The sequence below is a fragment of the Arthrobacter sp. MDT2-16 genome, from assembly GCF_054510925.1.
The window spans coordinates 16,399-37,661 of record NZ_JBTNDP010000011.1 but is presented as its reverse complement, the minus strand read 5'-3'; the positions used below and the strand labels follow the sequence as shown (position 1 = coordinate 37,661).

The following is a 21,263-nucleotide window of genomic DNA, read 5'->3' as shown; positions in this document are numbered from 1 at the left end:
GCCGCCGAGTCCCCACCGGACGCACACCTGGAGGAATGACGTGCATCAATTCCTGCTCCGCCTGCTCGTCCTGCTCACCGTGATCTTCGGGGTGAACTACGTGGCGTGGCGCTGGCTGGAGTCGCTGAACTGGTCGGCCTGGTGGATCGCGGTGCCGCTGGTGCTGGCGGAGACCTACAGCCTCGTCGACGTGTGCCTCTTCGGGCTGACGGTGTGGCGGACCAGGGAGCGCACGCCTCCGCCGGCAGCCCCCGGCCTGGGCGTGGACGTGTTCATCACCACGTACAACGAACCCATCGAGATGGTCCTCGAGACGGCCCTCGCGGCGCAGCGCATCCGGTATCCGCACCGGACGTGGATCCTCGACGACGGCAGCCGGACCGAGTTGCGGGAGGCCGCGGAGCAGCACGGCATCGGCTACCTGACCCGCAGCGCCGACTGGGCGGACCGTCCCCGACATGCCAAGGCGGGCAACCTCAACAACGCCCTCATGGCCACCGACGGCGAGTTCATGATGATCCTCGACGCGGACCAGATCCCCAAGCCCGAGATCCTCGACCGGACGCTGGGTTACTTCAACAACCGGAAGGTGGCCCTGGTCCAGACGCCGCAGTGGTTCGTCAACGTCCCCGAGGACGACCCTCTGGGGAGCCAGGCGCCCCTGTTCTACGGCCCGCTGCAGCAGGGCAAGGACGGCTGGAACGCGGCGTTCTTCTGCGGCTCCAATGCACTGCTGCGCAGGGAGGCGCTCATGCAGCTCGGCCTGGTCGGGTACGTGGACGAGGTCGAGAAGAACATCCGCACCGCCCTGAAGGGTTCCCGCTCCGCGATCCGTCGCGCCCGCAGGTCGGAGCAGGCCCGTGACCCCATGGTCGCCCAGCTGCTCGACGAGGTGGAACGGGCAACGGCCGGGGCGGCAGCCGGGCTCAAGGAGGGGCGGTCCTACAGCGAGATCACCTACACCCTGCGCCGCACGGTCGATGCCGCCGTCCAGAAGCTCGTCGCCGCCGATGTCCATGCGCTGCAGGCCGATCTGGCGGAGATCGAGGCCATGGGTCTCGGACCCGGCTCCGGCTCGCTCAGCCCCGAAGAGGTCGAGATCGCGGTGGCAGGACTGTCCTCCCGGCAGTGGTCCCCGCTCGGTGCGCTGGAGTCGGTGCAGGCCGTGCTGGAGGCGATCTCCATCGAGCGCGGTGAGGAGGCGCAGCCGGTCATGCCTCTGGCCACGATCTCCGTCACCGAGGACATGGCCACGTCCATGCGGCTGCATGCCATGGGATGGAAGAGCGTCTACCATCACGAGATCCTCGCCATCGGCCTCGCCCCCGAGGACCTGAAGACCATGCTGACCCAGCGGCTGCGCTGGGCCCAGGGCACCATCCAGGTGCTGCTCCGGGAGAACCCCCTCGCCAAGCGGGGGATGAAGTGGACCCAGCGGTTGATGTACTTCGCCACCATGTGGAGCTACCTGTCGGGCTTCGCCGCGGTCGTCTACATCGCTGCACCCATCATCTACCTGATCCTCGGCATCCTGCCCGTGACCAGCCTCAGCACGGACTTCTTCATCCGCTTCATCCCGTTCATGGTGGTCAACCAGATCCTCTTCGCGGTCGCCGGACGGGGAGCGAAGACATGGCGGGGGCAGCAGTACAGCCTCGCGCTGTTCCCCACCTGGATCAAGGCCTGCACCACGGCCGCCCGCAACGTGTGGTTCGGCCGGCCCCTGGGATTCGCCGTGACGCCGAAGGTCAAGGAGGGCAACAGCCGCGACTGGCACCTGATCCGCCCGCAACTCGTCGCCATGGCCCTGCTCGCCGTCGCGGCAGTGGTCGGGCTGGCCCGGCTGGCGGTCGGACTCAACGAGCCACTGGGCACGCTCGTCAACGTCGCCTGGGTGGTCTACGACCTCGTCGTGCTGAGTGTCCTCTTCAAAGCGGTGCGGTATGACGGGTACGTTCCCGAGGAGGAGGGGTCGCAGGCGGTGAACCGCTGAGCGGCGCGCCCCGACGACGGCGCGCCGCGTGATCTTCGGCGACGTGGGTTAGTTTGGGGTGAGGACTCACGAGTGACCCGCCTCTCCTGCTCTCCGCGCACGCCGTCGATCAGCAGGACCCGACGTTTGATAGGTGTATGCCGATGGATTTCAGTTACGAGCTCAGGGATTCCTACACGGAGGTCAAGGTCGGTGGTCGCCTGAACATGGTGTCCGCGCCGAGGCTGCGCGAGTTCGTGGGTGATGTGCTCCTCAAGGGCTCCAACCGTATCGTCGTGAACCTCGCGGAGACCTCGTTCATGGACTCCTCCGGGCTCGGCGCGCTCATCGGCTGTCTGAAGGCCACCCGGCAGGCCGGCGGCGACCTCCGTATCGCAGCCGTCCACCCGCAGGTCAAGATGGTGCTGCAGCTGACCAGCATGGACAGGGTGCTCACGTCCTACGCCACCGTGGAGGAGGCCTTCGGCGATGAATGATGCGCTGGCTGCGCGCAACTTCCTCGGACCCGCCGGGGAGGAGGCCATCGAGTCCGTCCACGACATGTTGGACGGTCTGTGGTCGGAGGTTCCCCTCACCCAGGACATCGACCGCATGACCTTCACGACGGCGGTGATCGAATCAGCATCGAACGTCGTCCAGCACGCCGAGCCCGTCGGGGAGGAGCCGGTGAAGCTCGGCGTCGTCATCACGGTCCGGCACACCGTGCTCGAGGCCCGCGTCAGTGCACTGCACGCCAAGCCGCCGTACGGCGGGATGGTCCCGGTCATGCCCGAGGACGATGCCGAGTCGGGCAGGGGACTGGCACTCATCCAGGCGCTGGTGACCACGGTGATCTTCGAACGGCAGGACGGCACGAACACATGGGTCCTGTCGCGTGGCTACTCCCAGGATCGTCCCCTACCGGACAGCCGGGCGGACTCGGGGGTGCGGCCACCGCCGTAGCAGAGACCCCCGTGCACCCGCCGGCGGACTCCGACGGGCTCGCCCGCCCCTTCCGGCGTGTGGCGAGAGCTTCGGCCAGCGCGGCCGCTGATGTGCTGCTGCTGTCGATCCTCCAGTCCGTCTCCTTGTCCAGGTGGAACCAGACCACCGCGGTGACGTCGTCCTGCGCCGCCAAGTAGCCGACCAGCTCCGTGGTCCATTCGGCCTTGGAGCCACCGTGTTCGGCGGAGGACGTCTCGGCGATCAGGATCTCCTTGCCCGGTGCGAGAGCCCGGAGTTCGGACAGCCCTTGGCCGAAGACCCTGGACGGCTTCTTCCACGTGCCCCACGGCACGGAGGTGCCCCAGTTGTAGCCGTCGAGGGCGACGGCGTCGACGTAGGAGTCACCCGGGTAGAGCTCCCTCAGCGGCGTGGATCCGCGATAGGGCACATTCGGGTTCCACACCCAGGTGACGTTCGACGCGCCTGTCGAGGCGAGCGTCTCGTGGACGTGCCGCCAGGCCGCGACGTAGTCATCGGGGGTGTTGCCGTTGACCCCAGCGGACCACGGATACCAGTCGCCGTTCATCTCGTGCCCGAATCGCAGCAGGACCGGGTGGCCCCAGTCCGCGAGGGAGTGGCCCCACCGGCGCAGATAGGGATCGAAATCACCCGCTGTGACCCGGTCGAGCGCGTAGGCGGGCTGATCCCTACCGCCTCCCCATGCCCAGGGCTCCCAGGTCAGCAGGGTGTCGGCTCCCCGGGCGCGCGCCGCATCGAGTTCGGTGATCGGCGGGGCCTGATGGAAGTCCTTGTAGGCGAGGACGATCGTGGGTGCTTCCCCGGCCAGGGCTGTGACCTCGTCGAGTTCGGCGGAGGCCAGGGGACCTCCGGGTGTCCCGACTCCGAAGCGCAGGGAGGTGGTGCCGGGCGGCCGCGAGGGGCGGCGGACCCTGAACGTCGCCGAGGCACCCACGTCCCCCGAGAGGGCTCGGACGACCACCGCCGGTCCGGTCGTGTCGGCCATGGACAGCCTGATGTCGAAGCGACCCGACGCGTCCGTCCGGAAGAGCACGGGATGGGTGCCGCCGGTGACGGTCCCGATCCTCCTCTTCGGGAATCCGGTTCCGGTGACCGTGACCGACGTGCCGGCCGGATCGGCGGAGGGACGGATGCTGATCGACGCGCCGGACGCCGCCGCGGCCGGGACCGGGGTGGCAGCGATCAGGGTCAGCAGCACCAGGAGGCATGCCATAGGTCGTAGGTTCTTCATTCCACCCCCGGCCGGGCCGACTGTACGACGGGCGCGATGGGTCCGTCCCTCTCCATTGTGCGGTCGGCTCCCCTCCTGATCCACCGCCCGGCACAGGATGGGCGGTGATGCTGTACGCAGGATCGAACGTCGGTGGTCCGTCAGGGCCGGCCGGGATCGCCCTGACGATGTCCTCAGGGTCCTCCCTGGGGAAGGCCATGGTCCGTCTCATCCCTGAGGGTGAGACGGGCCGGAATCCTTGTCGGCCGGAAGGCCGACGACCTAGCATGGGTGGCGCCGGTAGCGTCGGAGGTAGACGCACGGCAGCGCATCGCGGTTCGACCGGAACAGCGGCACCGGCGTCGTATCCCGTGCTGGGAGCCACCCGTCCATGACCGGTGGGCCGTCGCGCGGGCGGAGCGGCGGAGGAGCCGGCATGGACGCGATCATCAGTGCACTGAACGGCATCAGCGACTTCGTGCTCGCGGCCGCCGAACAGCCCTGGGTGTACGTCCTGGTCTTCGTGTGCTGCACCGTGGACGGCTTCTTCCCCCCGTTCCCCAGCGAATCCGTCGTCGTCGGCCTCGCCTCCCTCGTCATCACGCAGGGGGTGCCCAACCCGTGGCTGCTCATCCTCGTCGCAGCGCTCGGAGCGTTCCTGGGTGACAACATCGCCTACCTCCTCGGCAGGGGGATCGGCACCACGCGCTTCCGCTGGATGCGGCGGCCCCGGTCGCAGCGCTCCTTCGCCTGGGCGGGCAGGGAGCTCGCGAAGCGGGCGGCGTCCCTGATCCTCGTGGCGCGGTTCATCCCGATCGGCCGCGTGGCCGTCAACCTCACAGCAGGCGCCACGGGATACTCGCACCGGCGCTTCGTCGCCCTCACGGCGCTGTCCGGGGTGGTCTGGGCCGGGTACTCGGTCGGGATCGGGGCGCTCGCGGGCACCTGGTTCCAGCACAACCACCTCCTCGGCGTCGCGGTGGCCATCGCGATCGCGGTCGTCATAGGGTTCGTCGTCGACCGCGTGATCGCCTTCGTGCGTGGCTCCACGCCCCTCCAGGCCACCCTCGAGGAGCCCCTCGAGGCGCTGCAGGAGGAGCCCGCGGGGATGCTGCAGGACGAGCCCGAGCCCGCCCGCGGGACGGGCCTGCCGTGAGGTGCATCGCGTAGGCTGAACAGCGTGACCTCCTCCCCGAACGATGCCGCCCCCGCCGCCATCGACATCCAGACCCTGCCGAAGATCTCGCTCCACGACCACCTCGACGGTGGCCTGCGACCGGCCACCGTCCTCGAGCTCGCCGCCGCGATCGGCCACGACCTTCCGGCCTCCGACGCCGAGTCGCTCGGGGCCTGGTTCAGGGAATCGGCCGACTCGGGATCGCTCGAGCGCTACCTCGAGACCTTCGACCACACCATCGCCGTCATGCAGACGCGCGAGGGCCTCGTCCGCGTGGCCCGTGAGTTCGTCGAGGACCTCGCGCTCGACGGCGTCGTGTACGCGGAGGTGCGCTGGGCGCCCGAGCAGCACACGCAGCAGGGCCTCACGCTCGACGAGGCCGTCGAGGCCGTGCAGGAGGGCCTCGAGGCCGGCGCCGCAGCAGCCATCGCCGCCGGCCGCGTCATCCAGGTGGGCCAGCTCATCACGGCGATGCGCCACGCCGACCGCGGCCAGGAGATCGCCGAGCTCGCCGTCCGCCACCGCGACAGGGGCGCCGTCGGCTTCGACATCGCCGGTGCCGAGAACGGCTTCCTGCCCTCGCGCTTCGCCGGCGCCTTCACGTACCTCGCCTCGGAGCAGTTCCCCGTCACCATCCACGCGGGCGAGGCGGCGGGCCTGGACAGCATCCAGGACGCCCTCGTCGCCGGCCGGGCCCTGCGCCTCGGCCACGGCGTCCGGATCGCCGAGGACATCGAGATCGAGGAGTCGGACGAGCCGGGTGACAGGCCGGACGACGACGAGGAGGTCGGGATCGCGAACCTCGGGCGCATCGCCTCCTGGGTCCGGGACCGCGGCATCCCGCTCGAGCTGTGCCCCTCCTCGAACCTGCAGACCGGGGCCGTCGCGGCCTTCGGGGAGACCATCGACGCCCACCCCTTCGACCTGCTGTACCAGCTGGGCTTCAAGGTCACCGTCAACACCGACAACCGGCTCATGAGCGGGGTGACGCTCACGGGCGAGTTCGAGCTCCTCGTCGACACGTTCGGGTACGACCTCGGCGACCTGCTGGACCTCACCCTCAACGCTGTCGACGCCGCGTTCCTGCCGCTCGAGGACCGGGACGCCCTGGCGCGCCACGTCGCGGAGAGCTTCGACGCGGCCGCCCGCCAGGCGTCGGCCTGACCGACCCCGTGCCCGACGCATCCCCCGGGGTGCCCTCGCGGGGTGCCGCCCCGGGTGCGGCGGTCGAGCGGCTCGTCGAGGTGGTGGACCTCCTGCGCCGGCACTGTCCGTGGACGGCGGCACTGGACCACGTCTCCCTGCTCGAGTACCTCGTGGAGGAGACGTACGAGCTGTACGAGGCCGTCGACGACGTCGCCCGCGCTGAGGGAGACCCGCCGCGGGCGCTCCTCGAGGACCTGCGCGGCGAGCTCGGCGACGTGCTGTTCCAGGTGGTCCTCCATGCCCAGCTGCAGGCCGAGGCGGGGTCCTTCGGCCTCGCCGACGTGGCCGCCGGGTTGACGGCCAAGCTGGTCCGCCGCAACCCCCACGTCTTCACGCCCGACGGCGGCCTGCGCGGGTTCTTCCCGGCGACGGTGGACGAGATCGTGGCGACCTGGCAGGCCGTCAAGCAGCGGGAGCGGCCCGCGCGCACGTCGCCCTTCGAGGGCATCCCGCACCACCTGCCCGCGCTGGCCCTCGCGGCCAAGACCCTCCGGCGGGCGGGAGAGCCCGTCGGGGCCGAGGACGGAGCAACCGACGGACCCACCCACGGGGCCATGGAGGAGGAGCTCGGCAAGGACCTGCTGGCACTGACCCGGCGGGCACTGGCCGCGGGTGTCGACCCGGAACGGGCCCTCCGCCGTGCCGTGCTCGACTACCAGCGGGAGGCTGCCGGCGGCCCGTGAGCCCGTGGGGCGTCATCGCCGGTGATCCAGCCCACGCCGGTACGCGCGTGAACTAGGCTGGGAGCACCACCTCCGTTGCTCCGACAAAGACGTCCCAACACGATGTGAATCCCTACACTCCAACGAAGAGGAGCAGTTCCATGGCCATCATCGATGCCATCCACGCGCGAGAGATCCTCGATTCCCGCGGTAACCCGACCGTCGAGGTCGAGGTACTGCTCGACGACGACACCTTCGGCCGCGCCGCCGTCCCCTCCGGCGCCTCCACCGGCGCGTTCGAGGCCAACGAGCGCCGCGACGGCGAGAAGGACCGCTACCTCGGCAAGGGCGTCCTGCAGGCCGTGGAGGCCGTGATCGAGCAGATCCAGCCGGCACTCCTCGGGTTCGACGCCGCTGACCAGCGCGCCATCGACCAGGCGATGATCGATCTGGACGGCACCGAGAACAAGTCCAACCTGGGCGCCAACGCGATGCTCGGCGTCTCGCTCGCCATCGCCCGCGCGGCTGCCGAGTCCGCGGCCCTGCCGCTCTACCGCTACCTGGGTGGCCCGAACGCGCACGTACTGCCCGTGCCCCTCATGAACATCCTCAACGGCGGCTCGCACGCCGACTCCGACGTCGACATCCAGGAGTTCATGATCGTGCCGCTCGGCGCGCAGTCCTACTCCGAGGGCCTCCGCTGGGGCGTCGAGGTCTACCACGAGCTCAAGTCGGTGCTGAAGGAGAAGGGCCTCGCCACGGGCCTCGGCGACGAGGGCGGTTTCGCCCCGAACCTGCCGTCCAACCGCGACGCGCTGGACCTCATCACCACCGCCGTCGAGCGTGCCGGCTACACCCCGGGCACCGACATCGCCTTCGCACTCGACGTCGCCGCGTCCGAGTTCTACAAGGACGGCACCTACCAGTTCGAGGGCAAGTCCCTCACCACGCAGGAGATGAGCGCCTACTTCGAGGAGCTCGTCCGCGACTACCCGCTGGTCTCCGTCGAGGATCCCCTCGACGAGGACGACTGGGAGGGCTGGAAGCACCTCACGGAGGCCATCGGCGACAAGGTCCAGCTGGTCGGCGACGACCTGTTCGTGACCAACCCGACGCGTCTCGGAAAGGGCATCTCCACCGGGACGGCCAACTCGCTGCTCGTGAAGGTGAACCAGATCGGCACGCTGACCGAGACGCTCGACGCCATCTCGATGGCGCAGCGCGCGGGGTACACGACGATCACCTCGCACCGCTCCGGCGAGACCGAGGACACCACCATCGCCGACATCTGCGTCGCGACCAACGCGGGGCAGATCAAGACCGGTGCGCCGGCCCGCAGCGAGCGCGTCGCGAAGTACAACCAGCTGCTGCGCATCGAGGAGGAGCTCGACGACGCCGCACGCTACGCCGGCCGCAGCGCCTTCCCGCGTTTCACGGCGTAGTACGTCGGCAGTTGATCCGGAGGGCGGCTACCCTCGTTAGACGGGCCCCGCGAGGGACCCGACGCGACCATACGCGACAGTACCGACGAGGAGCACCATGACCGCCCGCCGCCCCAACGTGCCGCGAGCCGGCCGTCCGACGCCTGCGGCGGAGGAACGGCCGGCTCCCGGGACGGCCAAGGGCACGCCCCCTGCGCACGGCTCCCGGATCCCCGGCCAGTCCGCGGCGTCCGGGTCCGGCTCCCACGGGATCGGCCACGTGCCTGCCCCGTCCCACCCGGGGCAGGTCCCGCCCCGCGCCGCCGGATCGTCCCCACGGAAGCCGTCCGGTCCGCGGGTCGTGGGTCCCTCCGCCACGAAGGACCCGCGGGTCGCCAGCCCCTCCATCGCCTCCGGGTCACGCGCCGGTGCGGGCGAATCGGTGCCGTCGTCGCCGTCGGAGGCGCGCGCCGCCGAACGGTCGCAGCTGGCGGGCAGCATCCGGCGCGGGCGGCTCGGGTCCAAGCGCGTGCACTCCCCGATCCAGCCGGCCGAGGAGGCGACGCCCATCCCGGCGAAGTCCTTCTCGGGACGGCTGCTGGCCCTCGCCGTCGTCCTCGTCGCGGGGATCGTCCTCCTGGCGCCGTCGGTGAGCCGCTACCTCCACCAGCAGGGCGAACTCGACGCACTGCGGGCGGACATCGCCCGTCAGCAGCAGGAGCAGGCGGACCATCAGTCCGAGCTCGCGCGCTGGAACGACCCCGCATTCGTCAAGCAGCAGGCGCGCGAGCGCATCTTCCTGGTGATGCCGGGGGAGACGCGGTACCTCGTCAAGGGCGGCGACGGCATCGAGCAGGGCACGGGCGAGGGATCGCCCGTGGAACCGTCCGACCTGCCCTGGGTCGACTCCCTCTGGAGCTCGATCGAGCGGGCGGCGACGGACTGAGTGGACAGCGCGGTAGTTCCCGCACGTCGGACGACGGCGCGGGTGACCGCCGCGGACAGTACGCCGCAGGTGGCGTACCAGGAAGGAACAGCGTGACCCAGCAGGACCAGCACGACGACCGGTATTCCAGGACCCCGAGTGAGCGCGACCTCGACGTCCTCAGCCGGCAGCTCGGCCGACCCGTACGGGACGTCGTGGAGATCGGTGCCCGGTGTGCCTGCGGGAACCCGCTCGTCGCGACCACCGCCCCGCGCCTGTCGAACGGCATCCCGTTCCCCACGACCTACTACCTCACCCACCCCGTCGTCACGGCGGCGGTGTCGCGCCTGGAGGCCGAGGGCGTGATGACCGAGATGAGCGCGCGGCTGGCCGCCGATCCGGACCTCGGCGCCCGCTACCGGGCCGCGCACGAGGCGTACCTCACGGCACGCGCAGCGGTCGGGGAACGCGCGGGCACGGGACCCGTCCCCGAGATCGACGGTGTGTCCGCCGGCGGCATGCCGACCCGCGTCAAGTGCCTGCACGTGCTCGTGGGCCATGCCCTGGCCGCCGGCCCCGGCGTCAACCCGCTGGGCGACGAGGCCATCGGTCGCATCGCGGAATGGTGGACGCCGGAGCGCTGCTCCTGCGAGGGCGCCTGGGACACCACGGGCCAAGCACCTCATGCCGACCTCAGCCGCCACACCAGGACTCAGGGGCTCGGCCCCGAGGAGCTCGAGTCGAAGCGCGCGGCACGCCGTGGCGCTGCCGGACACGCCGCACCCGCCGGACCCACCGAGGAGACCTGATGCGTACAGCTGCCATCGATTGCGGCACCAACTCCATCCGCCTGCTGATCGCCGACAGCGAGGACGGCGTCCTGACCGACGTCGTCCGGCTCATGCGCGTGGTGCGCCTGGGCGAAGGCGTGGACGCCACCGGGCGACTGTCCGAGGCCGCCCTCACCCGCACCTTCGCCGCCGCGGAGGAGTACGCGGGACTCATCGCGGAGCACGGCAACCCGCCCCTGCGCTTCGTGGCGACCTCGGCCTCGCGCGACGCCGAGAACCGCCAGGACTTCGTGGACGGCATCCGCTCCCGCCTCGGGGTGGAGCCCGAGGTGATCTCCGGTGACGAGGAGGCGCGCCTGTCCTTCGACGGAGCCGTCAGCGTCCTGGCGACGGCCGGACACGAGACGGTCCTCGTGATCGACGTCGGCGGCGGAAGCACGGAGTTCGTCGCCGGTACCGCCGCAGGGCTCATTGCGGCCCGCAGCACCGACATGGGCTGCGTGCGCTACACCGAGCGCTTCCTGCAGGACGACCCGCCCACCGACGGGCAGATCGAGGCTATGGAGGCCGAGGTGCGGCGCCTCATCGCCGAGGCGGCGGCCGAGGTGCCCCTCGAGCGCGTCACGAAGATCGTCGGCGTCGCCGGCAGCGTCACCACCGTGACGGCTCATGCCCTCGACCTGCCGACCTACCAGCCCGAGCGTATCCACGGCGCCGAGCTGCCCGTCACGGCGATCTCGGCAGCGGCGTCGGAGCTCCTGCACCTGCCCCGCGAGGCGCGCGCGGCGCTGCCCTACATGCACCCCGGCCGCGTCGACGTGATCGGCGCGGGCGCCCTCATCTGGAAGTGCGTCGTCGAGCATGTCGCCGGCGTCACCGGCGGGCGCGTCATGAGCGCGGTCTCCAGCGAGCACGACATCCTGGACGGGATCGCGCTGAGCGTCGCGGACCGGGTCCGGTGACCTGATGCGCACCGGAGCGCCCCTGGCCGTCCGGACCGGCGCGGGGATCGCCGTCGCCCTCGCCGTCCTGCTGCCCACGGCCGTTCCCGCCGCCGCGGACGAGGTCCGCGACAGGGAGTACTGGCTCGAGGACTACGGCATCACCGAGGCCTGGAGGAGCACGCAGGGTGAGGGCGTCACCGTGGCCGTGATCGACAGCGGCATCGACGCGACCCATCCCGACCTCGCCGGCGCCGTGGTCGGTGGCACCGACGCCTCCGGCGCGGGCGACCCCGGGGGCCGGCGCGGCATCGGGGAGGTCCCCGCCCACGGCACCCTCGTCGGCACACTGCTCGCCGGGCGTGGCCACACCGCCGGTCAGGGATCCGCACGGCCCACTCCCGGACCGTCGGGCGCACCGACGGCCGACACGTACGGCGAAGGCCCCGACGGCATCGTCGGTGTCGCACCGAAGGCGGACCTGCTCGCCGTCTCCGTCTGGATCGAGGGCCCCACCAGCGGCCCCAACCCGGCCGGTGTGTCGGTCGATCAGCAGGTACCGGACGCCGTCCGCTGGGCGGTGGACAACGGCGCCGACGTCATCAACATGTCCCTCGGCAGCACCAGCACGTCCTGGCCCGAGAGCTGGGACGACGCCTTCCTGTACGCGGAGCAGAACGACGTCGTCATCGTCGCGGCCGCGGGCAACCGTGCGGGCGGCCTTGCGCAGGTCGGGGCACCCGCGACCATCCCCGGGGTGCTGGCCGTCGCCGGGCTCGACCGGTCCGGTGTCGCGAGCGCAGAGGCGTCCAGCGAGGGCATCAGCATCGCCGTCGCGGCGCCGTCCGAGAACCTCGTCGGAGGGCTGCCCGGCGGCCTGTACGCCGACTGGTCCGGGACGTCCGGTGCCGCACCCCTCGTGTCCGGCGTCGCGGCCCTCATCCGTGCCCGGCACCCCGAGCTCTCGGCGGCACAGGTGGTCAACCGGATCGTGGCCACGGCCAGGGACGCCGGCGCGCCCGGTTTCGACACCCTCTACGGTTACGGCATCCTCGACGTCGCCGCCGCCGTCGGGGCGGACATCGCCGTGCCGCAGGAGAACCGGCTCGGCAGCATGGCCGAGTGGATCCAGCTCTACCGGAGGGGCGGCGCGACACCCGCCCCGACGCCGGCCGCGCCTCCGGCCCCCGCGCCCGAGGTGATCCCGGCGCCCCCCGCGCCGCAGGCGGAGGACCCCCGCGCCGCCGGACGCGACGTGCCCGCCTACGTGGTGCTCGGCTTCGGCGGCCTCCTACTCGCGGTGCTGCTGGGCGGGACCGTGCATGTCCTGCGGGTGGGGCGGTCCGCGGCCTCCCGGGAGGACGACAGGGGACGGTCCGAATACGCCGGGGATGCCGCGAACGTGCCCGACGCCCCGGAGGTTCCGGGGCCCTCCCGGAGCTAGTGAAGATTTTCACAAACTCCGGTAGCATCGGTGGCATGGCATCGAACCCACACTTCTCCGACCGCCCGCGCATCCTCGTCGTCGGCGGCGGTTACGTAGGCCTGTACGTCGCGCACAGGCTGCAGAAGCAGGTCAAGGCCCACGGCGGCATCGTCACGCTGGTGGACCCCCTGCCCTACATGACCTACCAGCCCTTCCTCCCCGAGGTGGCTGCCGGCAGCATCGAGCCGCGTCACGCGATCGTCTCCCACCGCAAGCACCTCCGCAAGACCGAGCTGATCTCGGGCAAGGTCACCTCGATCAACCACGCAAGCCGCACCGCCGCCATCACCCCCACGGGCGGCGGAGAGCCCTTCGAGCTCGGCTACACCGACGTCGTCGTCGCCGCCGGCTCCATCACGCGTACCTTCCCGATCGACGGTCTGAAGGACCAGGGCATCGGCCTCAAGACCATCGAGGAGGCCGTGGCCCTGCGTGACAGGATGCTCGAGCGCATCGAGACCGGCTCGGTGATGCCCGCAGGCCCGGAGCGCGACCGCGCCCTGACCTTCGTGGTCGTCGGCGGCGGCTTCGCCGGCATCGAGGCCATCACCGAGATGGAGGATGCGGCACGCGACGCCGTGAAGGCCAATGCCCGCCTCAGCCGTTCGGACCTCCGCTTCGTCCTCGTCGAGGCCATGGGGCGCATCATGCCCGAGGTCACCGCAGAGCAGGCCGAATGGGTCGTGGAGCACCTGCGCTCCCGCGAGATCGAGGTCCTGCTCAACACCTCGCTCGCCAGTGCCGTCGACGGCATGCTCAAGCTCATCAACATGCCGGACAAGACGCCTGCCGACGAGTTCGGGACCGACACCCTCCTGTGGACCGCAGGCGTCCAGGCCAACCCCGTGGTCCGCTCCACCGACTTCCCCGTGGACGAGCGCGGCCGCGTCCGCGCCACCCCCGAACTGCGCATCACGGGCGACGACGGGCCCATCCAGCATGCATGGACCGCGGGCGATGTCGCGGCCGTACCCGACCTGACCGGCGGGGGAGTGGGAGGCTTCTGCGTCCCGAACGCCCAGCACGCCGTACGCCAGGCGAAGCTGCTCGCAGCCAACATCCTCGCCGCGAACTACGGTGTCGGCGAGGTCAAGGAATACCGCCACACCAACCTCGGGGCCGTCGCCGGCTTCGGCCAGTTCAAGGGTGTCGCGAACATCATGGGCTTCGGCATGAAGGGCTTCCCGGCCTGGCTCGCCCACCGCGGCTACCACGGCTTCGCCATGCCGATGTACGAGCGCAAGGCGCGCGTGATCATCAACTGGAGCATGAGCTTCCTGTTCGGCCGGGACCTCGCCCCGCTGTCCGACCTGCAGGAGCCGCAGCGCCAGTTCCGTGAAGCGGCGACCCCGCCGCCCAGGAAGGACACCGCGCTGCAGAGCCAGCCGCCGACGCCGGCCGGCCAGGCTGCATCGGCGAAGGCGTCGGCCTAGGCGTCCGGCAGCACCAGTACACGAGAACGACGGCGACCGCATGCCCGGGTCGCCGTCGTTCTGCGTTCACGCCGACACGCCATCCCGCGGGCCGCGGTAGGCTGGAGCGTCCGGCCGGCCCCAGTAGCCCAATGGCAGAGGCAGCAGACTTAAAATCTGTTCAGTCAGGGTTCGAGTCCCTGCTGGGGCACCATGGCGCCACGTCCACCCCAGCCCTCCGTAGCCGATGGCCAGCGGGATCCTCGGCGCCCTCTGTCAAGGGTCCGATGCGGCGCATGTGACGAGCGTTACAAGGATGTAACCCGATTCCCTTATCTCAGACACAAATTTGGATTAGCTTTTCCTACAAGCCAGGAACACCTGGCAACAGCATCAAAGGCAGTGAGAGCCTTTCGGTCGAGGAGACTAATTAATGATTGCAACACGAAACCCGGTGCGTTCCGGCATCGGGGAGAGTGCCCCGCGAGCGGCGAAGGTCGCGGCACTGGGCCTTGGCATCGCGCTCTTCGCCTCCGGCTGTGGCGGCTCCTCGGGCACCGAGAGCGAGACCGCCGAGACCGAGAGCGGCACCGCGACCTCGGCAGCCGCAGCGTCGGCGCTGGCATGCCCCGAGAGCGAGGGAGGTGCCGGCGAGGAGCAGGGCGAGAAGGGCGACCCCGCCGCCGTCCCCGCCAGCAAGACCACCAGCCCGGAGCCGCTGAAGCTCGGCTCCATCCTGCCGACCACCGGAACCCTCGCGTTCCTCGGCCCGCCCGAGATCGCCGGCGTCAACCTCGCTGTCAACCAGGTCAACGAGGCCGGGGGAGTCCTCGGCCAGCAGGTCTCGATCACGCACCGCGATTCCGGTGATACCACCACCGACATCGCGACGCAGTCCGTGACGGACCTGCTCTCGCAGGACGTCAGCGCGATCATCGGAGCCGCGTCCTCGGGTGTCTCGAAGACCGTCATCAACCAGATCACCGGCGCCGGCGTGGTGCAGTTCTCGCCCGCCAACACGGCGGCCGAGTTCACCGACTGGGACGACAAGGGCCTGTACTTCCGTACCGCTCCCTCCGACATCCTCCAGGGCCGTACGCTCGGCAACTACATCATGGAGTGCGGCGCGCAAACCGTGGGCATGATCACCCTGAACGATGCCTACGGCACCGGACTGCAGGGCACCATCCAGGAGACCGTCGAGGGTGCAGGCGGCCAGGTCGTCGCGAACGAGATGTTCAACACGGGTGACTCGCAGTTCTCGAGCCAGGTGGACGCCATCGCCGCCGCGAAGCCGGACGCACTCGTGCTGATCAGCTTCGACGAGGCCAAGAGCATCGTCCCGCTGCTCGTCGCCAAGGGCGTCGAGGCGAGCTCGATCTTCATGGTCGACGGCAACACCTCCGACTACAGCAAGGACCTGGAGCCCGGGACGCTCGAGGGCGCCCAGGGCACCATCCCCGGCCCCTTCACCGGTTCCAGCTTCCAGGAGGCCCTCGCCACGGTCGACCCCGCCCTGAACAGCTTCGCGTATTCCGGCGAGAGCTACGACGCCGTGAACCTCATCGCGCTCGCCTCCGAGGCCGCAGGGAGCGTCGAGGGGACCGCCATCGCCGCTCAGCTCGCGTCCGTGTCCAAGGACGGCACCAAGTGCTTCGACTTCGCCGGCTGCGTGACCCTGCTGCGCAACGGTGAGGACATCGACTACGACGGCATCTCCGGGCCGGTCACCTTCGACGAGAAGGGCGATCCCACCGAGGCCGCCATCGGTATCTACAAGTACGACGCCGACAACAAGCCCCAGCCCAGCCGTTCCGAGGTCGGCAAGCTCTAGGGCTTCCCGCCGGCCTCCGCGCCGGCAGCAGCACAGCAGAAGGCCCCGGCCGCCCTTCCTCCCGGAAGGTGCGGCCGGGGCCTTCTGTCGTTCAGGGCGGTCAGGGCGATCAGGGGGAGTCGCCGGGCTCCCGCCGCGAGAGGGCATAGGAGGGCTCTCTCACCTTCCGGGCCCACTCGTAGGTCCCGGCGCCCGCGAGGGGGTGCAGGACGGCGTCGAACCGCAGGTCCTTCTCCTCCGCTTCGGGGTTCAGCCGCAGCGTGAGCGTGCCGAAGTGCTGCCAGCGGCCGCGTGGCGTGGCGAAGTAGAGCCCGAGCTGCCACGGTGCCTCTCCCAGTGAGCGCGTGAAGCCGCGCAGGGACGAGGGGAGGCCTGCCGGGGCGATCGTCCGGGCTCCGAGCACCACGGGCCCGGTATCGCCCCGGTAGGGCATCATGGTGCCCAGCGGGGCCCGGGAGATGCTGAGTCTCGGCACCAGCAGGAAGCGGCCCGGGAACGACCAGCCCGTCGAGGACAGCAGGATGTCGGAGAACGTGGACGGGGCAGGCCCGGCCTCCGGGTGGTGGAAGCGCACCGCGAGCCCGACGATGTCCGGCAGCCCGTCCGGGGTCCCGGCGGACCGCGAGAGGCGCGCCGTGGCGGTTCCCCCGCCCGGCTGGTCGATCCAGGCGATGCCGCTGGAGAGCCCGTGGTCGTGCACGGTCACGGACCCGTCCAGCCTCAGCCCGCGCGAGTGGATGGGGCGGTGCCGCCGGACGTGCTTGATGCCGCGGAACAGGACCTCGAAGCCCTTGCCGATCGCGCTGCTGGCCAGTCCTGCCATGAGTCCGCCCTTCCTCGAACGGGCGCCGTCCGGCGTCCCTCCTGCCAACGTATCGGCCCGGACATGCGGATGGGCGGAACCGTTGCCGGTCCCGCCCATCCCTTGCGCTTCAGGCCTGCATAGGCTGGACCTCAGGCGGTGTCCGCGAGGGTGCCGAGGTAGAGCTGGATGACCTTGGGATCCTTCATCAGCTCGCGCCCGGTGCCCGTGTAGGCGTCCCTCCCCTGGTCCAGCACGTACGCCCGGTCGCAGATCTGCAGGCAGCGGCGGGCGTTCTGCTCCACCATGATCACCGAGACCCCGGCCCGGTTGATCTCATGGACGCGCAGGAACGTCTCGTCCTGCTTCACGGGGGAGAGGCCCGCCGACGGCTCGTCGAGCAGCAGCACGGCGGGGTCCATCATCAGCGCCCGGCCCATGGCGACCATCTGCCGCTCGCCGCCGGAGAGCGAGCCGGCGCGCTGCGCCTTCCGCTTGCCCAGCTCGGGGAAGAGGCTCGCGACGAAGTCGAAGCGCTCCTTGAAGTCCTTGGGCCGCTGGAACATCCCCATCTGGAGGTTCTCCTCGATGGTCAGCGTGGAGAAGACGTTGTTGTTCTGCGGCACGAAGCCAACGCCCCGGCTGACCAGCTTGTTGGCCTTCAGCCCCGTGAGGTCCTGGCCGCGCACCACGACGGTGCCCGAGTGGACCTTCACGAGGCCGAACATGGCCTTCAGGAGCGTGGACTTGCCCGCCCCGTTCGGCCCGATGATGCCGATGAGCTCGCCCCGGCGGGCCTCGATGCTGCAGCCGTTGAGGATGTTCACACCGGGCAGGTACCCGGCCACGAGGTCGGTGACCTTGACGACGGAGTCGCCCTCGAATTCAGCCATTACTTGGTCTCCTCGTCCTTGTGTGCGGAGCCCGCGGCGTAGGCTCCGCCGCCGACCTCCGTGACGCCGTGCCCGAGGATCCCCTCGTTCTCGGTGCCGACCACCGACTCCTCGTCGTGGGCCAGTTCCTCCTCGAGGCGCTCGATGCCCGTGGAGTCACCGAGGTCGACGTCGTGGTGTGCGCCCAGGTAGGCGTCGATGACGGCCTGGTCCTTCATCACGATGTCGGGCGGTCCCTCCGCGACGACCTTGCCCTCGGCCATGACCACGACCCAGTCGGCGATGTGCCGCACCATGTGCATGTCGTGCTCGACGAACAGGACGGTCATGCCCTCGGCCTTGAGGTTCTTGATGTGGTCGAGGAGCGACTGCGTCAGGGCCGGGTTGACGCCGGCCATGGGCTCGTCGAGCATCACGAGCCGGGGCCGCACCATGAGCGCCCGCGCCATCTCGAGGAGCTTGCGCTGGCCGCCGGAGAGGGACGCCGCGTAATCGTCGCGCTTGGCGTCGAGCTTGAACTTCGCCAGCAGCACCTCCGCCTGCTCGGTGATCTCGCGCTCGCGGCCGCCCCAGATGCCCTTGAACAGGGCCCTGGCGAGGCTCTCGCCCGGCTGGTCCGTGGCGCCCAGGCGCATGTTCTCCATGACGGTGAGCTTGCCCATGACCTTCGTGAGCTGGAACGTCCGCACCATGCCCATCCGGGCCACCTTGTGCGAGGCGACCTTGGCCAGCGGTCTGCCGTCGAACTCCCAATCGCCGCTGTTCGGGGTGTCGAACCCGGTGAGCAGGTTGAACAGCGTCGTCTTCCCGGCCCCGTTGGGACCGATCAGCGCAGTGATCTTGTGTCGTGGGATCTCGAGGTGCTCGACGTCGACGGCGTTGATGCCACCGAAGCTGCGCGTCACGTTCTTGGCGATCACGATGGGGTCCCGCTTGCTGCAGCCCGGACCGGTCCCGCCGGTGGTGATGGGCTGGGAATCGGTCATGTGGTCGTGTTCGGCGGTCGGGACGGCTGCCCCTCGGGCGGTGGACCCGTCGGCGGACCCGGTGGCCGCTCCGCCGACGGCGTGCGAGCCGGTCCCTGCCTGAGCGTCATCGGGACTGCTGTTGCTGTGGCTGCCGGTCATGCGAACGCCAACTCCTTCTTGTTACCCAGGACGCCCTGCGGCCTGAAGACCATGAGCAGCATCAGTGCCACACCCACGAGGATGTAGCGGAGCTGACCCGCCTGTGAGTTGGACAGGAACGTGATGGCGCCGACCTCGATCGCGCCGTACAGCAGTCCCTGCGTCAACGAGAGCACCACCCAGAAGATCATCGCCCCGATCACCGGTCCGAGAACAGTGGCCATGCCGCCGAGCAGGAGGCAGGTGTACAGGAAGAACGTCAGCTCGGTCGCGTAGTTCGCGGGCTGCACCGCGCCGCGGGGCAGCGTGAAGATGATGCCCGCGAGCGATCCGAGGACACCGCCGATCACGAGCGCCTGCATCTTATAGGCGTAGACGTTCTTGCCGAGCGAGCGCACCGCGTTCTCGTCCTCGCGGATGCCCTTCAGCACGCGGCCCCAGGGGCTGCGCATGAGGAGCCAGACCACGAGGCAGGCGAGGACGACGACCGTCCAGCCGACGATCCGGATCCAGAAGTCGCGCTCGTTCATGCCCAGCGGACCGATGTTGTAGGTGCCCGGTGGGAACGGGTTCAGGTCGAAGAACCCGCCCTCGAAGGCTGCGAGCCCGTTGGCCGAGCCCGTGATGTCGGTCAGTCCGTTGGTCGTCACGATGTAGCGGATGATCTCCGCGGCCGCGATCGTCACGATCGCGAGGTAGTCCGCGCGGAGCCTCAGTGTCGGGATGCCGAGCACGATCGCGAAGACCACCGACGCCAGCAGGGCGACGAGGACGGCCACGGGCAGCGGCGCGTTGAAGCTCAGCGTGGAGATGGCGTACCCGTAGGCGCCGACGGCCATGAAGCCGGCCTGGCCGAAGTTTAGGAGGCCGGAGTAGCCGAAGTGCACGGCGAGGCCGAGAGCGGCGAGCGCGTAGGCCGCCGTCGTCGGGCTGATCAGTTCGCCGAAGGCGTTGACGAGGATGTTACCGAAGTCCATGGGGAGCCCCTAACCTATGCGCTCTCGGCGGCCGAGGATACCCTGCGGCCGGAACAGGAGCACGAGAATCATGATCAGCAGCGCTCCCACGTATTTGAGGTCTGCCTCGAGCCAGATCGTGGAGATCTCCACGAACAGCCCGACGATGATGGAGCCGACGAGCGCGCCGAAGACGGTGCCCAGACCACCCAGGGTGACGCCGGCGAAGATGAGCAGCAGGATCTGCTGGCCCATGTTGTAGGACACCCCGGGGCGGTAGTAGGCCCAGAGGATGCCACCGAGGGCCGCGAGCATCCCGCCGACCACCCACACGATCCGGATGACGCGGTCCACGTCGATGCCGGAGGCGGCGGCGAGCGCGGGGTTGTCGGCGACGGCACGCGTGGCCTTGCCGATCCGCGTGCGCAGGAGCAGGAACGCGACCGCGAGGATGATCACGAGGCTCACGATCAGGGAGATCAGGTTGTTGCGGGAGATGGAGACCGATCCGAGGTCGATGATCTCGCTCTGCGAGCCGGGCAGCTGCTGCGTGGCCCCGCCGAAGAAGAACTGGATGATGTACCGCAGCGCGAGCGCCAGGCCGATGCTGACGATCATCATCGGGACGAGCCCGGTGCCGCGCCGGCGCAGGGGCTTCCACAGTCCGGCATCCTGCACGTAACCCAGGAGCCCGCCGCCGAGGACCGCGAGGACGACGGCGGCGGCGATCGGCAGTCCTGCTCCCGCGAAGGCGAATGCGAGGACCGCGCCGAGTGTGACCATCTCTCCGTGGGCGAAGTTGGTGAGGCCCGTGGTGCCGAAGATGAGCGACAGCCCGACGGCGCTGAGGGCCAGCAGGAGTCCAAAGCTGAACCCCGCCAGGGCACGTTCGGCGAGCGTCTCCAGGAACGGCGTCTGCTGCGTCACGATGCCCTCCCCGAACAGGAACAGGGTGGTGGCGCTGGACGTGTTGGCGAAGGTGACCTGGCGAGGGTTCTCCTGCCCTTCGGCGAGGGTGATGCCCTCGGGGAGGGTGTCCTCGTCGATGGCCACCTCGTAGGTGCCCTGCTCGGGCACCCCGATGCTCCAGGCACCGTTGGGGCCCGAGGTGGCTTCCCCTTCGAACCCGTCGCCCGTCGCGGTGACCGTGACGTCGGCGATGGGGCCGTCGGCCCCGCGCAGTACACCGCCGATCCGGTTGTCGAACTCGGAGGCCTGGACGGACGAGGCGGTCTGCGCCTGGGGCAGTGCGGGGGACGCCTGCGCCGCGGGGGCGCCGAGCAGCACGATCGTCAGGAAGCCGAGCACCAGGAGCAGCGACCTCCTGATCCGTGCAGGCGTCGATAGGGTGATCAAGATGGGAACCTCCACGGTGGGGGCAGTCCCGGCGGGCAGCCGCCGGTATCAACGGGTGTGACGAGTGTCACGGCGTGGGGATCATGTTACTAGCGGCATGTTTCGGCT

At 70.0% G+C, this 21,263-nt stretch carries 18 protein-coding genes, 1 tRNA gene and 1 pseudogene; 14 read left to right on the top strand and 6 right to left on the bottom strand.

The features are described from left to right. Positions 1-40 precede the first annotated feature (40 nt). The 3 genes from ACX80N_RS16115 (at position 41) to ACX80N_RS16105 (ending at position 2,935) form a co-directional block, all read left to right on the top strand. Complete coding sequence (locus tag ACX80N_RS16115) at positions 41-1,993, top strand: glycosyltransferase (RefSeq protein WP_105031341.1); 1,953 nt, start codon at positions 41-43, stop codon at positions 1,991-1,993. 143 nt (positions 1,994-2,136) lie between these two features. Next, entirely contained in the window at positions 2,137-2,469 is a 333-nt protein-coding gene (locus tag ACX80N_RS16110) for an STAS domain-containing protein (protein WP_105031342.1), read from the top strand. Continuing rightward, the gene (locus ACX80N_RS16105; protein ID WP_459340179.1) at positions 2,462-2,935 is read left to right on the top strand and encodes an ATP-binding protein; all 474 of its coding nucleotides are present in this window, start codon (positions 2,462-2,464) and stop codon (positions 2,933-2,935) included. Before ACX80N_RS16110 ends, ACX80N_RS16105 begins: the two co-directional genes overlap by 8 nt. Positions 2,936-3,290: 355 nt before the next feature. Here ACX80N_RS16105 and ACX80N_RS16100 read toward each other — a convergent pair. After that, positions 3,291-3,941: pseudogene (locus ACX80N_RS16100) on the bottom strand (glycoside hydrolase family 26 protein); the annotation flags it as partial. 682 nt (positions 3,942-4,623) lie between these two features. On the opposite strand from ACX80N_RS16100, the gene ACX80N_RS16095 reads away from it, so the two are divergent. The 11 genes from ACX80N_RS16095 (at position 4,624) to ACX80N_RS16045 (ending at position 16,021) form a co-directional block, all read left to right on the top strand. After that, positions 4,624-5,322, top strand: a complete 699-nt coding sequence (locus tag ACX80N_RS16095) for a DedA family protein (protein ID WP_105031629.1) — start codon at positions 4,624-4,626, stop codon at positions 5,320-5,322. A gap of 24 nt (positions 5,323-5,346) precedes the next feature. Then, positions 5,347-6,507: an adenosine deaminase gene (locus ACX80N_RS16090; RefSeq protein WP_459340178.1), complete on the top strand. Its 1,161-nt coding sequence runs from the start codon at positions 5,347-5,349 to the stop codon at positions 6,505-6,507. An 8-nt stretch (positions 6,508-6,515) separates the two neighbouring features. Next, complete coding sequence (locus ACX80N_RS16085; RefSeq protein ID WP_459340177.1) at positions 6,516-7,232, top strand: MazG nucleotide pyrophosphohydrolase domain-containing protein; 717 nt, start codon at positions 6,516-6,518, stop codon at positions 7,230-7,232. A gap of 140 nt (positions 7,233-7,372) precedes the next feature. Then, positions 7,373-8,653 (top strand): phosphopyruvate hydratase, encoded by a 1,281-nt coding sequence (eno, locus tag ACX80N_RS16080; RefSeq protein WP_105031346.1) that lies wholly within the window; start codon positions 7,373-7,375, stop codon positions 8,651-8,653. Between the two features lie 97 nt (positions 8,654-8,750). Then, positions 8,751-9,578: an FtsB family cell division protein gene (locus ACX80N_RS16075; protein WP_459340176.1), complete on the top strand. Its 828-nt coding sequence runs from the start codon at positions 8,751-8,753 to the stop codon at positions 9,576-9,578. A gap of 92 nt (positions 9,579-9,670) precedes the next feature. After that, complete coding sequence (locus tag ACX80N_RS16070) at positions 9,671-10,366, top strand: DUF501 domain-containing protein (protein WP_459340175.1); 696 nt, start codon at positions 9,671-9,673, stop codon at positions 10,364-10,366. Then, entirely contained in the window at positions 10,363-11,310 is a 948-nt protein-coding gene (locus ACX80N_RS16065) for a Ppx/GppA phosphatase family protein (RefSeq protein WP_459340214.1), read from the top strand. The genes ACX80N_RS16070 and ACX80N_RS16065 overlap by 4 nt, the downstream gene beginning before the upstream one ends. A gap of 4 nt (positions 11,311-11,314) precedes the next feature. Next, entirely contained in the window at positions 11,315-12,733 is a 1,419-nt protein-coding gene (locus ACX80N_RS16060; RefSeq protein WP_459340174.1) for a S8 family serine peptidase, read from the top strand. A 35-nt stretch (positions 12,734-12,768) separates the two neighbouring features. Continuing rightward, positions 12,769-14,208, top strand: coding sequence for an NAD(P)/FAD-dependent oxidoreductase (locus ACX80N_RS16055; protein ID WP_459340173.1), 1,440 nt, complete (start codon positions 12,769-12,771; stop codon positions 14,206-14,208). A 117-nt stretch (positions 14,209-14,325) separates the two neighbouring features. Further along, positions 14,326-14,401, top strand: a tRNA-Leu gene (locus ACX80N_RS16050). 219 nt (positions 14,402-14,620) lie between these two features. Further along, positions 14,621-16,021, top strand: a complete 1,401-nt coding sequence (locus ACX80N_RS16045) for an ABC transporter substrate-binding protein (RefSeq protein ID WP_105031351.1) — start codon at positions 14,621-14,623, stop codon at positions 16,019-16,021. 109 nt (positions 16,022-16,130) lie between these two features. Here the strand turns inward: ACX80N_RS16045 and ACX80N_RS16040 are convergent, their stop codons facing one another. The 5 genes from ACX80N_RS16040 to ACX80N_RS16020 form a co-directional block, all read right to left on the bottom strand. Then, positions 16,131-16,844, bottom strand: coding sequence for a hypothetical protein (locus ACX80N_RS16040; RefSeq protein WP_459340172.1), 714 nt, complete (start codon positions 16,842-16,844; stop codon positions 16,131-16,133). 131 nt (positions 16,845-16,975) lie between these two features. Then, the gene (locus ACX80N_RS16035; RefSeq protein WP_105031353.1) at positions 16,976-17,716 is read right to left on the bottom strand and encodes an ABC transporter ATP-binding protein; all 741 of its coding nucleotides are present in this window, start codon (positions 17,714-17,716) and stop codon (positions 16,976-16,978) included. Further along, complete coding sequence (locus ACX80N_RS16030) at positions 17,716-18,702, bottom strand: ABC transporter ATP-binding protein (protein WP_459340213.1); 987 nt, start codon at positions 18,700-18,702, stop codon at positions 17,716-17,718. The genes ACX80N_RS16035 and ACX80N_RS16030 overlap by 1 nt, the downstream gene beginning before the upstream one ends. A 137-nt stretch (positions 18,703-18,839) precedes the next feature. Beyond that, positions 18,840-19,820 carry a branched-chain amino acid ABC transporter permease gene (locus tag ACX80N_RS16025; RefSeq protein WP_105031354.1) on the bottom strand — a complete coding sequence of 327 codons (981 nt, stop codon included), beginning with the start codon at positions 19,818-19,820 and terminating at the stop codon, positions 18,840-18,842. Positions 19,821-19,829: 9 nt separating this feature from the next. Further along, positions 19,830-21,155, bottom strand: a complete 1,326-nt coding sequence (locus ACX80N_RS16020; RefSeq protein WP_105031355.1) for a branched-chain amino acid ABC transporter permease — start codon at positions 21,153-21,155, stop codon at positions 19,830-19,832. Between the last annotated feature and the right edge of the window lie 108 nt (positions 21,156-21,263).

Coding starts and splice junctions, on each gene's coding strand:
- ACX80N_RS16110 (WP_105031342.1), top strand. CDS start 2,137: ATGGATTTCAGTTACGAGCTCAGGGATTCCTACACGGAGGTCAAGGTC.
- ACX80N_RS16105 (WP_459340179.1), top strand. CDS start 2,462: ATGAATGATGCGCTGGCTGCGCGCAACTTCCTCGGACCCGCCGGGGAG.
- eno (WP_105031346.1), top strand. CDS start 7,373: ATGGCCATCATCGATGCCATCCACGCGCGAGAGATCCTCGATTCCCGC.
- ACX80N_RS16075 (WP_459340176.1), top strand. CDS start 8,751: ATGACCGCCCGCCGCCCCAACGTGCCGCGAGCCGGCCGTCCGACGCCT.
- ACX80N_RS16060 (WP_459340174.1), top strand. CDS start 11,315: ATGCGCACCGGAGCGCCCCTGGCCGTCCGGACCGGCGCGGGGATCGCC.
- ACX80N_RS16055 (WP_459340173.1), top strand. CDS start 12,769: ATGGCATCGAACCCACACTTCTCCGACCGCCCGCGCATCCTCGTCGTC.
- ACX80N_RS16045 (WP_105031351.1), top strand. CDS start 14,621: ATGATTGCAACACGAAACCCGGTGCGTTCCGGCATCGGGGAGAGTGCC.
- ACX80N_RS16040 (WP_459340172.1), bottom strand. CDS start 16,844: ATGGCAGGACTGGCCAGCAGCGCGATCGGCAAGGGCTTCGAGGTCCTG.
- ACX80N_RS16035 (WP_105031353.1), bottom strand. CDS start 17,716: ATGGCTGAATTCGAGGGCGACTCCGTCGTCAAGGTCACCGACCTCGTG.
- ACX80N_RS16030 (WP_459340213.1), bottom strand. CDS start 18,702: ATGACCGATTCCCAGCCCATCACCACCGGCGGGACCGGTCCGGGCTGC.
- ACX80N_RS16025 (WP_105031354.1), bottom strand. CDS start 19,820: ATGGACTTCGGTAACATCCTCGTCAACGCCTTCGGCGAACTGATCAGC.